The 12,789-nt window shown below is 72.3% G+C and carries 8 protein-coding genes and 1 pseudogene; 6 read left to right on the top strand and 3 right to left on the bottom strand.

The window, feature by feature from the left end:
• Nucleotides 1-29: 29 nt before the first annotated feature.
• The 3 genes from BLR04_RS20950 to BLR04_RS20940 all read right to left on the bottom strand — a co-directional run bounded on the left by BLR04_RS20950 (nucleotide 30) and on the right by BLR04_RS20940 (nucleotide 2,889).
• Complete coding sequence (locus BLR04_RS20950; protein ID WP_090767844.1) at nucleotides 30-1,568, bottom strand: aldehyde dehydrogenase family protein; 1,539 nt, start codon at nucleotides 1,566-1,568, stop codon at nucleotides 30-32.
• Nucleotides 1,569-2,026: 458 nt separating this feature from the next.
• Nucleotides 2,027-2,281 carry a DUF1876 domain-containing protein gene (locus BLR04_RS20945; RefSeq protein WP_090768313.1) on the bottom strand — a complete coding sequence of 85 codons (255 nt, stop codon included), beginning with the start codon at nucleotides 2,279-2,281 and terminating at the stop codon, nucleotides 2,027-2,029.
• Between the two features lie 62 nt (nucleotides 2,282-2,343).
• Nucleotides 2,344-2,889, bottom strand: coding sequence for a cupin domain-containing protein (locus BLR04_RS20940; RefSeq protein ID WP_218129096.1), 546 nt, complete (start codon nucleotides 2,887-2,889; stop codon nucleotides 2,344-2,346).
• Between the two features lie 427 nt (nucleotides 2,890-3,316).
• Between BLR04_RS20940 and BLR04_RS20935 the strand changes: the two genes are divergently transcribed.
• The 6 genes and pseudogenes from BLR04_RS20935 to BLR04_RS20900 form a co-directional block, all read left to right on the top strand.
• Complete coding sequence (locus BLR04_RS20935; RefSeq protein WP_090767841.1) at nucleotides 3,317-4,753, top strand: SWIM zinc finger family protein; 1,437 nt, start codon at nucleotides 3,317-3,319, stop codon at nucleotides 4,751-4,753.
• Between the two features lie 109 nt (nucleotides 4,754-4,862).
• On the top strand, nucleotides 4,863-6,212 hold the full coding sequence (locus BLR04_RS20930; RefSeq protein WP_090767838.1) for a DUF5691 domain-containing protein: 1,350 nt from the start codon (nucleotides 4,863-4,865) through the stop codon (nucleotides 6,210-6,212).
• Nucleotides 6,209-7,273: an ATP-binding protein gene (locus BLR04_RS20925; protein WP_090767833.1), complete on the top strand. Its 1,065-nt coding sequence runs from the start codon at nucleotides 6,209-6,211 to the stop codon at nucleotides 7,271-7,273. Before BLR04_RS20930 ends, BLR04_RS20925 begins: the two co-directional genes overlap by 4 nt.
• A 392-nt stretch (nucleotides 7,274-7,665) precedes the next feature.
• Nucleotides 7,666-10,719 carry a DUF5682 family protein gene (locus tag BLR04_RS41875; protein ID WP_245740388.1) on the top strand — a complete coding sequence of 1,018 codons (3,054 nt, stop codon included), beginning with the start codon at nucleotides 7,666-7,668 and terminating at the stop codon, nucleotides 10,717-10,719.
• Between the two features lie 314 nt (nucleotides 10,720-11,033).
• A complete protein-coding gene (locus BLR04_RS20905) occupies nucleotides 11,034-12,290 on the top strand; it encodes a VWA domain-containing protein (RefSeq protein ID WP_090767827.1) in 1,257 nt (418 codons plus the stop codon).
• Between the two features lie 250 nt (nucleotides 12,291-12,540).
• Nucleotides 12,541-12,789: pseudogene (locus BLR04_RS20900) on the top strand (recombinase family protein); the annotation flags it as partial.

Here is a 12,789-nt window from a genome sequence, read left to right as displayed (position 1 = left end):
CGGGGGCCCCGGTCGGGGCCCCCGTTTCGTCATGCCAGGCGGAAGTCGAGGTCGGGGACGATCTCGGCGACGTCCATCTGGGCCTTCTGCAGGCGTCCTGAGTGGTCCCAGTTCATCGCCTGCCAGCGGGTGAACTGGTCGAGCACCCACATGCCCGACTGGCGGCTGCCGTTGCCCGACTTGCCGTTGCCGCCGAACGGGAGGTGGGCCTCGGCGCCCGACGTCGAGTTGTTGACGCTGACCATGCCGGCCGAGACGCCCTCGCGGAACCGGAACGCGTTCCGCGCCTCGGTCGTGTAGATCGAGCTCGACAGGCCGTAACCGGGCAGGTTGGCCAGCTCGATCGCCTCGTCCAGGGTACGGAACGTCGTCACGCCGACGATCGGGCCGAACGTCTCCTCCATGAAGAGCCGGTCGCCGGGCCGTACGCCGTCGACGACGACCGGGTGGTAGTACAGGCCCTCGCCGCCGTCGAAGTCGCCGCGCGGGTTGTCGGCGGTGATGCGGCCGACGCTCCCGGACACGACCTTGTGGTGCGGCTGGATCCAGGCCAGGTACTCCTCGTACCGGTCGGCGAACTTCCGGTCGAGCAGCGGGCCGGCCACGACGTCCTGCTCGGGGTCGCCGACGCGGGCCTCGCCCACCGCCTGGACGAACCGCTCAAGGAACGCGTCGTGGACGCTCTCGTGCACGATGACCGTGCCGAGGCTCGTGCAGCGCTGCCCCGCCGTGCCGAAACCGGAGAACAGCGCGCCCTCGACGGCCAGGTCGAGATCGGCGTCCGGCATGATCACCATCGGGTTCTTGCCGCCCAGCTCCAGGCAGGCCGACTGCAGGTGGCGTCCGGTCAGCTCGCCGATCTTCCGGCCGACCTCGCTGGAACCGGTGAAGCCCACCTTCTGCACGCTGCCCTCGCCCAGCGCCAGCTCCAGGCCGCGGAAGGTCTCGGCGCCGTCGGCGAAGACGATGTTCAGCACGCCGTCGGGCAGCCCGGCCGCGGCGAACAGCCGGAACATCGCGTGCGCGGAGGCGGCGGCGTACTCGGCGGGCTTCCAGACGACGGCGTTGCCGCACAACAGGGCCGGGACCAGGTACCACGACGGCACGGCCACCGGGAAGTTGCCCGCCGTGACGACCGCCGCGACCCCCACCGGGACGCGGAAGGTGAACAGGTTCTTGTCGGGCATCTCGGACGGCACCGTCTGCCCGTACAGGCGGCGGCCCTCGCCGAGGAAGAAGTCGCACGTGTCCACGATCTCGCGGACCTCGCCGAGCGCCTCGGCGTACGGCTTGCCGATCTCCTCGGTGACCAGCCGGGCCAGCCGTTCGGCGTTGGCCTCGACCAGACGCCCGATGGAGGCGATCACCCGGCCGCGCACCGGGGCGGGCACCTTGGCCCACTCGCGCTGGGCCTCTTTGGCGACGCGGCAGGCGGCCGCGAACGTCTCCGCGTCGGCCAGCCCGACCCGCGCCACCACCTCGCCCGTGCGGGCGGGGTTGACGGAATCGTACGTGGCCGCGGCCTCCGCGTCCTTGCCACCCACGATGGAAACGATCTGACGGGTCACCGGCGTCCTCCTCATAGTTCCTCCGGACACACAATCATCCCGCCGGAAAAAACCCAAGACACTCCTCCCCGCACGGTCAGGCCCCACGCGACCACTCCCCACGAACCCCACGCCCCCATGACGCCCTAACGCCGCACCCACGCCCGTCCCCGCGCCGTACTGACGATCCGCGCTCGTGCTTGGGGGTCGCGTCGCGTTCATGCCGCACCCACGCGCCCGGGTCCAGGGTCGGGGTCGGCGGCGCGCCGGCGGCGGACCCGCCCCGCACTCCGCCTGGGGTGGCGTCGCGCTTGCGCCGCCTCCCCGCCGCCCGTGCCCGAGCCGGGTCCACGCGCACCGCATCCTCAGCAGCCGTCTGGAAGCGGCGTGAACCGGTTGGGCGGCGAACTTGGGCATGAAAGAGGCGAAATTCCGCTTGTTAGTCGGTCGATGCGGAATTTCGCCGGAAATATCAGTGTCTATCGGGCGCCGGCCGCCATGGACTCGGCGATGTCGTGTTGCGTGATGTCGGTCAGCTTGTCCGCCAGGTCCGCCAGAGCACGTGACGCGGCCAGCTCGTCACCGATCACCGGCACCGACGGGTCGGCCGGATTACGTCTCGCGTACCCGGTGCCCTCCACGCTGCCCTTGTCGGTGACCAGCGTCGCGCACGCCGAGGTGCTGTCGCCCTCCTCGTCGAGGTGGATCCGTACGGTCCAGTCCTTGGCCTCCATGTCCATCACCTCCTTCCCAGCCCGCTGCCCCCGCGATGGACGCTAAACGTCCCGGCGGGCCGTCAGGCGGTGAAGTCGGCGAAGTCGAAGCCGGGGGAGACGACGCAGCTGACGAGGACGGGCTCGTCCGACGCGGGACGGGCCGACTGCCAGACGCCGGGAGGGACGATCGCCTGCGGCACCTCGCCGTGCTCCACGTCCTGCCCGAGCGTCACGGTGGTCTCGCCGATGGTCAGGCTGAGCGGGCCGCCGCGGTGCCACAGCCACAGCTCCGCCGAACGCACCGCGTGCGGCACCGACTCCTCGCCGGGGTTCAGCAGGAAGTAGATGGCGGTCGCGCTGGCGCGCGGCCCGGGGTACCCGTCCGGCTGGAACGTCACCGGGGACCGCCAGGTCTCCCGGAACCAGCCGCCCTCGGGATGGGGCAGGAGGTCCAGGGCCTCGGCGACCGGCGGACGCTCGACGAACGCGACCGGCGCTCCCGTGACGTCCCTGCGCAGGAACCTGGTGCCGTCGAGGACCAGCTGGCCCTCGAGATCGCCGGCCAGCGCCGCCGCCTCATCGGCCACCTCAACCGACGGCCCGTCAGGATAAATCCGCAATTCCACGCTGAGATCCTATGAGGACGTTTCCGCGCGAGATCGCCCGGGCCTACGCGCGGGATCGCCCCGGTCCCGCCAGGCGCGCCCCAGCACACCCGCGCCGGGCGGAGCGACGGGCGGGTTAGCCGCGTCCGGCGGAGCGACGGGCGGGTTGGGCCGCGTCCGGCGGAGCGACGGGCGGTTGGGCCGCGCCGTCCGGTGATGCCGGTGCTCGCGACAGCGGTGATGCGAGGGCCGTCCCCCGACAGGCGCGCGGCTCGCCGTCCAGCGGTGCCGGCAGTTCCTGGGCGAGCCCTACGGGGTCGGTCATCCATGGCCTCGATCAGCGGATGTCCGTGATCGATGTCGGCGGTGGACGGCCTGTTCATGGCGGTGGACCAAGGTCTGCCCGACCGACCGGGAAATGTCGGTGGGCCTGGCTAGTCTGCGGCGGGTGAACGAACGGTGGAGCCGCGACCAGGTGCTCGCCCTCGCCTCTGATGCCTCCTCACGCAAGGCGGCCGACGGGGTGGCGGCGTCCGCGAAATGGTCGTCGTGCGGGGCGACGGGTGCGGTGCTCTACGGCGAGTGCCGGGGCAGCGGGGCCGAGCCCTACCTGGCGTGCGTCGACCTGACCGGGCCCGCCTTCCTGTGCAGCTGCCCCAGCCGGAAGTTCCCCTGCAAGCACGCGCTCGGCCTGCTGCTCCTGTGGTCCGCCGACGGGGTTCCCGCCGTGGGGACGCCGCCTCCGTGGGTGAGCGAGTGGATCGACGGCCGCGCTGCCCGGGCCGCCGAGTCCGCCCGCGCCGGGGCCGCCAGCACCGACGTGGCGCGCAAACCCCCCGCTCGACCGGCCGACGTCCCCGTCGACCAGCCCGTACGTCAAGGGAGCGTCGCTTCTGGCGGTGAGACCGTACGGGAGGGGGGAGCTGCTTCCGACGGTGGGCTCGTACGTGAAGAAGGCGTCGCTGCTGGCGGCGGTGGGGCCGTACGGCAGGCAGGTGTTGCTTCCGGCGGCGGGTCAGTGCGTCACGGGCGTGTGGCCGCTGGGTTGGCTGAGTTGGAGCGGTGGCTGGCTGATCAGGTGCGTCAGGGGCTTGCGGGCTCGGCCGAGCACGACTGGGAGGGTCTGGCGAAGCGGCTCGTCGACGCGCAGGCGCCCGGCGTCGCCGGTCTCGTGTCCCGGCTGCCGAGGGTCCGCCGGGAGGACGACTGGCCGGGCCGGTTGCTGGAGGAGTACGCGCTGCTCAACCTGCTCGCGGTGGCCTACCGGCGGCGTGCCGAGCTGCCCGGCCCGCTGGCGCGCAGCGTGCTCATCCGCGCCGGGTTCCCCGTGACGCGGGAGGAGGTCCTGGGCGGGCCGGCCGTGCGTGATCGGTGGCACGTCCTCGGCCGCCGTGACGAGGAGCAGGACCACCTGACCGCGCGGCGGGTCTGGCTGCTCGGCCGCGACACCGGCAGGCGCGCGCTCGTCCTGTCGTTCGCCCCGCAGGGGCAGGCGCTCGACGTGTCCTTGGTGACCGGCACGGTCATCGACGCCGACCTCGCTTTCTACCCGGGCGCCGCCCCGCTGCGCGCGCTGGTCGCCGCCCAGCACGGCCACGACACCCCGACGCCGCCGACCGGCCTGGCGCCCGAGCGGGCACTCGACGAGGTGGCCCGCGCGCTGGCCGAAGACCCCTGGACGGAGTCGTGGCCGCTGGTCCTGTCGGAGGCGGTGCCCGGCCGCGACTCGCTCGGCGGGCTGGCCCTGCATCCGCGCGCCCGCGACCCCTGGCGGCTGATCGCCGTCTCCGGCGGACGCCCGCTCACGGTGGCCACCGAATGGACCCCCCAGGGCCTACGGCCCCTGACCACGTGGGACGACGACGGCACGGCGGTGATCCTGTGACGATCTGCAACGACCTCTGCCGGCGGTGGCCCTGTGACGACTTGCAACGGCCTCACCTGGGCGGTGGTCCTGTGACGATCTGCCATGACTTCACGTCGGCGGTGATCCTGTGACGACCTGGAACGACCTCACGTCGGCGGCGCTCGTCGGCACCGATCGCCGTCCCTACCGTGGTGATCTGCTTCAGGACGCGGCCGTGGAGGTGGCGCGGCGGCGCGCGGGACGGCGTCCCGACATGGCCCCGGGCGGCGCGCCCGCGCCCGCTCCCGTGGAAGACCGGCCGGCCGTCGGGCGCCGGGCGGCGGAGCGACTGATGCGTATCCTCGGCGGCCAACATGACCGGCTCCTGCCCGAATGGCTCGCCGCGGCCGCCGCGACCGGCCGTCGCGTGCCCCCGTACACGCTTCCCGACCTGCTCGACCGCGGCCGGCGCGACCGTTCGATCCGCGAGCACCTCGGCGTGCTGGCCGGGCGACGCGGGCGGTGGCTGGCCGCGTACAACCCTGCCTGGAGCTACCTCCTCGACGAGCCGACAGGCGAGACGTGGGAGCTCGGCGGCGCCGCCGACCGGCGGGCCCACCTGCGCGCGCTGCGGTCCGCCGACCCCGGCGCGGCCAGGCGGCTGCTCGAGGGCACGTGGGAACGCGAGACCCCCGACGACCGCGCCGAGTTCGTCGCCCTGCTCGCCGACGGGCTGAGCCCGGACGACGAACCGTTCCTGGAACAGGCGCTCGACGACCGCCGCCGAGAGGTGCGCCAGGCCGCGGCCAACCTGCTGACCCGGCTGCCCGGGTCGCGCCTGGCGCGGCGCATGGCCGAGCGGCTCGCCGCCTGCGTGACGATCACGGGCGACGTCATCGCCGTCGAGGCGCCCGAGGCGTGCGACAGGGCGATGGAACGCGACGGCATCCGTCCCAAGCCGCCCCGGGGCACCGGCGAGCGCGCCTGGTGGCTGCAGCAGGTCATCGCCCGCGCGCCCATGTCGGAGTGGGAGCTGCCGCCCGACCGTCTGCTCACCATGCGCATCCCCGACTGGGACGTCGACGTACGTGCCGCCTGGGTGCGCGGCGCGGTCCTGCAGCGCGACCCCGAGTGGGCACGCGCGATGTTCGCCTTCGACCCGATCTCCGACCTGCTCCAGGCGTTGCCGCCGGGCGAGCAGCAGGAGCTCGCCGCCCGGTTCGTCCAGGGCCGTGACCTCGACAGCCAGTTGATCATGGTGCTCGGCGGGGTGTCGTCCCCCTGGGGTGAAGAGCTGGCCACGGCCGTCCTGCACAAGATCGTGCGGGTGGCGGCCACGCAGCCGTGGAACCTCGGCGAGCTCGTCAGGCTGGCCGGCGAGCACATCGACCCGGCCCTGGGCCTGCTCGCGATGAGCTACTCGCCCGTGGAGCCCATCCAGCAGGTCGCCGCCCTGCTGCGTTTTCGCGCTGACATGCACAAGGAGCTCGCCGCATGACCGTTCTGCGCCCGCACGCGGAAGACCAGTACGCCGAGGAGCTGGCGCTGCTGGCCAAGGACGACGACCGCCCGAGGCCGCCCGGCTGGAAGCTGTCGCCGTGGGCGGTCACCACGTACATCATGGGCGACGGTGATCGCATCACCCCCAAATACGTCGGCGCGCGGCGGATCGTCGAGGTGGCCGTGGCCACGCTCGCCACCGACCGCGCGCTGCTGCTGCTCGGCGTGCCCGGCACCGCGAAGACGTGGCTGTCAGAACACCTGGCCGCGGCCGTCAGCGGCGACTCGACGCTGCTCGTGCAGGGCACCGCCGGCACTGCGGAAGAGGCGGTCCGCTACGGCTGGAACTACGCGCGGCTGCTGGCCGAGGGGCCCTCGTTCGAGGCGCTGACGCCCTCTCCGGTGATGCGTGCCATGGCCGAGGGACGGGTCGCCCGCGTCGAGGAACTCACCCGCATGCCGTCCGACGTGCAGGACGCGCTGATCACCGTGCTGTCGGAGAAGACGCTGCCGATCCCCGAGCTCAACCGCGAGGTCCAGGCCGAACGCGGCTTCAACGTGATCGCCACGGCCAACGATCGCGACCGGGGCGTCAACGAGCTGTCCAGCGCGCTGCGCCGCCGGTTCAACACCGTCGTGCTGCCGGTCCCGGCCACTGCCGAGGAAGAGGTCGACATCGTCTCGCGCCGTGTCGCCGAGCTCGGCCGGTCCTTGCAGCTGCCGGAGACGGCGACCGGGCTCGAGGAGATCCGCCGCGTGGTGACGGTCTTCCGTGAGCTGCGGGCCGGTGTCACCGAGGACGGCCGTACCAAGGTCAAGTCGCCGAGCGGCACGCTGTCGAGCGCCGAGGCCATCTCCGTGCTGACCAACGGCATCGCGCTGGCCGCCCACTTCGGCGACGGGGTGCTGCGATCCTCCGACGTGGCTGCGGGCATCGTGGGCGCGGTGGTGCAGGAGCCTGTGTCCGATCGTCTGGTGTGGCGCGAATACCTCGAGACCGTCGTCCGCGAACGCTCCGACTGGCGCGACTTCTACCGCGCATGCCGCGAGGTGTCATGAACAACTCCAGAGCCTCGATTCCGGTCGGCGCCTCGGCTCAGACCGGTGTGTCGGTTCCAGACGACACCTCGGTCCCGGGCAGCACCTCGGTCCCGAGGAGCACCTCGGTCCCGGGCGGCGCTTCGGTTTCGGAGGGCGTCTCGGTTCCGGGCGGCGTCTCGGATCAAGGTGGTGTGTCGGTGCCGCCGCACGGTGTCTCGGTTTCGGGCGGTGCCCCGACTCCGGGCGGTACCTCGGTTTCGGGCCATGTCTCGACTCCGGGCGGCACTTCGGTTCCGGAGGGCGTCCCGGTCCCGGGCGGTGGCTCGGCTCAGGGCGATGTGTCGATTGCGAGCGGTGTCTCGGTTCAGGGTGTCCTCCCGGTTCCGGGTCGTGCTTTGGTTTCGGGTGGTGTGTCGGTTCTGGGGGTGCGCCACCATGGTCCGGGTTCGGCGCGGGCCGTGCGGAGTGAGCTTGAACGTCTGCGCCCTGACGCGATCCTCGTCGAGGGGCCGCCCGAGGCTGACGGGCTGCTGGCGCTGGCCCCAGACCTGGAGCCGCCGGTCGCGCTGCTCGCCCACGTGCCGGGCGACCCGTCACGTGCGGCGTTCTGGCCGTTCGCCGAGTTCTCGCCCGAGTGGCAGGCCATCCGGTACGCGACGTCGGCCGGCGTCCCCATCCGCTTCTTCGACCTGCCCGCCGCCCACTCACTGGCCTACGACGCCGACCGCGACGCCGACCGCGACGCCGACCGCGACGCCGACCGCGACGCCGACCGCGACGCCGACCGTGGCAGCGGCCGTGGCGGTGACCGCGAAAGTGGGGGTCACGTCGGCGGTGACGCTGCTCGTGACGGTGGCACTCACGTCAGCCGCGAGGGTGCGCGTGATTGCGGCAGCAATGTCGGCCGTGGTGGCGACTCTGACGGCAGCCGTGATGGTGACCGTGGCGGCGACCGTGATGGCGACTCTGGTGGAAGCCGCGAGGGGGGCCGTGGCAGGGGTCGTGACGAGGATCGTGTCCGTGGGCGTGATGGTGGATTGTGGTCCGGGGGTTCGGGTGGGGTGTTGGGTGATCCCATTGCGGCTCTTGCCACGGCGGCCGGGTACGACGATCCGGAACGTTGGTGGGAAGACGTCGTCGAGCACCGTGGTGACACGCCGTTCGAGGTGATCGCCGAGGCGATGGCCGCCGTGCGCGAGGGTTACGTGCCCGTCGGGAGGGAGGCGGCTCGTGAGGCGTACATGCGCAAGACCCTTCGTGCGGCACGCAAGAAGGGTTACGCACGGATCGCGGTGATCTGTGGGGCCTGGCACGTGCCCGCGCTGACCGGTCCGCAGCCGTCCGTCGCGGCTGACAACGCGGTGCTGCGCGGCCTGCCCAAGGTGAAGACGGAGCTGACGTGGGTGCCGTGGACGTACGGGCGGCTCGCCTCGTGGAGCGGCTACGGCGCGGGCATCACGTCGCCGGGCTGGTATCACCACCTGTTCACCGCACCTGACCGTCCGGTCGAGCGCTGGCTGGCCGAGGCCGCCGCGGTGCTGCGCGACGAGGGGCTCGCCGTGTCGTCGGCGCACGTCATCGAGTCCGTACGCCTGGCCGGCGCCCTGGCGGTCCTGCGCGGTCGGCCGCTGGCCGGTCTCGGCGAGGTCACCGAGGCGGCCCGCGCCGTGCTGTGCGAGGGCGACGACCTCGCTGTGGAGCTCATCCAGCGGCGTATGGTCGTCGGCGACCGGATCGGCCACGTCAGTGACGGCACCCCGATGGTGCCGCTGCAACGCGACCTGCGCGAACAGCAGCGGCGGCTGAAGCTCAAGCCCGAGGCGCTCGACCGCGAGATCGACCTCGATCTGCGCAAACCCCTCGACCTCGACCGCAGTCACCTGCTGCACCGGCTGCGGCTGCTCGACATCGGCTGGGGCACGCCCGGGCCTGCGCGCGGCAAGGGCACCTTCCGCGAGAAGTGGCTGCTGCAGTGGCGTCCCGAGCACGACCTCGCGCTCATCGAACACGCCGCGCTCGGCACCACCGTGTCCGCCGCGGCAGCACGCCGGGCCGCCGACCTGGCCGGGGCCGGTCTTGAGGCCATGGCAGGTTCCGGGACCGGGGCGGGCTCTGGGGCCGGGGCCGGCTCCGGGAATGGGGCTGGTTCTGAGGCCGGGTCCGGTTCTCGGGCTGGATCTGAAGGTGGGTATGGGATAGGAGCCGGATCCGGCTCCGGGGCTGTGTTGCCGACGCTGGCCGACCTGACGTCGCTGGTCGAACGGTGCCTGCTGGCCGACCTGCCGGAGGCCCTGCCCGAGGTGCTCGCCGCGCTGTCGGCCAAGGCGGCGCTCGACACCGACGTCACCCACCTCATGGCGGCGCTGCCGGCGATGGCGCGCGCCCACCGCTACGGCGACGTACGCGGTACCTCGGTGGAGGGGCTTGCGGCGATCGTCCGGTCGATGCTCGAGCGCATCTGCGTGGGGCTGCCGGTCGCGGTGACCGGGCTGGACGACGACGCGGCCGCCGCCCTTCTCCAACATGTGGACGCCGTCCATTCCGCCGTCGCCCTCCTCGACGACGCCCCCACACCGACCTCCACACCTGACGCCCTGTCCGACCACGTGCCTGGCCCCACGCCCGACCCCGTGCCTGGCCCCACGCCCGACCCCGTGCTTGGCTCCACGCCCGGCGCCGTGCCTGGCTACGCGCCTAACCAAGCGCCGAGTTCCCCGCCTGTTGCCGCACCAGGTTCAACGCCTGACTCCGTGCCTGGTTCCACGCCTGGCGCTGCGCCCGGACCCGATGCCGTGGCCGTCCTTCTTGATGAGGGTTCGGTGCCTCAACACTCTGAGGACGTTCTCCCGGATGACGGCTCCGCAGCCGAGGGCGTTGGTGAAGGGGTTTCCGGCGCACGGGGTGGCAGTGGTACCGCGCCCTCCAGCGCGGGATCCGTCCAAGGGCACGGGGACGGGGGCGGTGGGTCGCCGCGCGGTCGGTGGATGAGCACGTTGCGGAGCATCAGTGACCGGTATGACCTGCACGGCCTCATCGACGGGCGTCTCACTCGCATCCTGCTCGACGCAGGGGAGATCGATGATGCGGGCGACCGGATGTCCCTGGCCATGTCGAGGGGGCAGACACCGGGGTGGTCGGCGGCGTGGGTGGAGGGGTTTCTGGCGGGCGGCGGGCTGCTGCTGGTGCATGATCCGCGCCTGCTCGGGCTGATCGACGCATGGCTCTCGGGGTTGTCCGGTGACCAGTTCGTCGACGTGCTGCCGCTGCTGCGCCGTACGTTCGGTGGCTTCGCCGCGCCGGAACGCCGGGCCATCGGCGAGCGTCTGCGCGCCACAGACCCGGGAGCACCGTACAGAGGCGACGGCGAGACGGAGCCGGACCTCGACGAGCACCGCGCCGCCGCGGCAGTCGCCACGGTCCTGTCCATCCTCGGCCCTGCCTCTGGCCGGAAGGGGACGACATGACAACCAGGCGGGTCGGTCGCGGGTTCGCCGGTATGGCTTCCGGGCGGGGACCACGGCCGTGCCGGTCGGGATGGCTGAAGTGCTCCGGAGGGGACGCAGGGTGCTGGTTGCGAACGGGGGTGCCGGTCGGGAGGCGGGAGCGTTTCGGAGGGGACGCAGGGTGCTGGTTGCGAACGCGGGGGTGCCGGTCAGAAGCGGCGGGGTGCAGGAGAGACGGGGGCGCCGCGTGGAACTGCGGGCGTGACGGGCGAATTCGCGGGGGCGACGGAATTGCTTGAGGGCCGGGTTGGGTCGCGGGAAGGCGAGGGCGGGCGATGGCGGGTGCGGAGGAGCGGCTGCGGCGGTGGCGGCTGGTGCTGGGTGGGGGTGCCGGTGACGGGACCGGCTGCGGGCTGAGTGGTGCTGATGCGGGGATGGATGCGGCGTTGGCCGCCCTGTACGGCGGCGGTGACGGGCCTGGCGATGGGCACGGTGGTGGTCACGGTGATGGGCACGGTGGTGGGGAAGGGGGGCGTTTCGGTTCCGGGCGCCGCAGTGGCGACGGTGGCCGGCAGAGTGGGGGGCGGGCCGGTGGGCTGGGGGCGTCGGCGCCGCGGGTGGCTCGGTGGCTCGGTGACATTCGCACGTACTTTCCTTCGACGGTGGTCCAGGTCATGCAGAAGGACGCGATCGAGCGGCTCGACCTCACCCGCCTGCTCCTGGAGCCGGAGATGCTGGATGCCGTCGAGCCCGATGTCCATCTCGTCGGCACGCTGCTCGCTCTGAACAAGGTGATGCCTGACCAGGCCCGCGAGTCGGCGCGGGCGCTGGTGCGCAAGGTCGTGGAGGAGCTCGAACGCAGGCTCGCCCAGAAGACGCGGGCGGCGGTGACGGGGGCGCTCGACCGGGCGGCGAGGACGCACCGGCCGCGCCGGGTGTCCGACATCGACTGGAACCGGACGATCCGCGCCAACCTGAGGAACTACCTGCCGGAACGGAACACCGTCGTGCCGTCGCGGCTGGTCGGCTACGCGCGCGGGCAACGGGCGGTACGGCGCGAGGTGGTGCTGTGCGTCGACCAGAGCGGCTCGATGGCGGCCTCGGTGGTGTACGCCGGAGTGTTCGGCGCGGTGCTCGCGTCGATGCGGTCGTTGAAGACGTCGATGGTGGTGTTCGACACGGCGGTGGTCGACCTGACCGATCGGCTGCACGATCCGGTCGAGGTGCTGTTCGGCACCCAGCTCGGTGGTGGCACCGACATCAACCGGGCGGTCGCGTACTGCCAGGGCCTGATCACGAGGCCGGCCGATTCGGTCTTCGTCCTGGTGAGCGACCTGTACGAGGGTGGCGTCCGGCAGGAGATGCTGCGCCGCGTGGCGGCGATGACGCAGGCAGGGGTGCAGGTGGTGGTGCTGCTCGCGCTGTCCGACGAGGGGGCTCCGTTCCACGACCACGAGAACGCCGCCGCGCTGGCCGCCATGGGGGTGCCCGCGTTCGCGTGCACGCCCGACGTCTTCCCCGATCTGATGGCCGCCGCGCTCGAACGCCGCGACATCTCCCGGTGGGCCGAGCACAACATCGTGTCCGGGTGAGCGTGCAGGGCCCGGTGGCCGAGTGAAACATCGCGCTCGCGCGCGGGAGCCTGGTGGGCCGAGCGCTGTGCCGTGGCGATGTGGGTGTTCGGGGCTTGGGCTGAAGGCCGATGTCTTGTACGGGTGGCGGTCCGGGGCTTGGTGGGCCGAGTGGAACGTCGTGGCTGGGTGGGCGTCGGTGCGTAGGTGGGGTTGTTAGCTGCTAGCGGAATCATCAGTCGTCTTCAGTCTCCGTCTGCATCATTTGTCTGTGAAACTTTCCGAGTGGGCGCGGCGGAATGGCGTGCACTACCAGACCGCCTGGCAGTGGGCGCGAGACGGGAAAATGCCGGTCCCGGTCACCAAGACCGCGACCGGCCGGTACCTGGTGCTCGAGCAGCCGTCCGAACGGGACGGCCGGACGGTCGCGTACTGCCGGGTCTCGAGCGCTGACCAGAAGGCGGACCTCGAGCGGCAGGCGGGCCGAGTCGTCACGGCTGCCACCGGGATGGGGCTGACC

It is taken from the genome of Nonomuraea maritima (assembly GCF_900100395.1).
In the GTDB taxonomy this organism is placed as follows: Bacteria; Actinomycetota; Actinomycetes; order Streptosporangiales; family Streptosporangiaceae; genus Nonomuraea; species Nonomuraea maritima.
The sequence above is the reverse complement of the archived record's forward strand: the minus strand, read 5'-3'. Positions and strand labels throughout refer to the sequence as shown.

Bases quoted from the DNA above. Each gene is read 5' to 3' on its own strand.
- BLR04_RS20945 (WP_090768313.1), bottom strand. From the start codon at position 2,281: ATGGAGGCCAAGGACTGGACCGTACGGATCCACCTCGACGAGGAGGGC.
- BLR04_RS20925 (WP_090767833.1), top strand. From the start codon at position 6,209: ATGACCGTTCTGCGCCCGCACGCGGAAGACCAGTACGCCGAGGAGCTG.
- BLR04_RS20905 (WP_090767827.1), top strand. From the start codon at position 11,034: ATGGCGGGTGCGGAGGAGCGGCTGCGGCGGTGGCGGCTGGTGCTGGGT.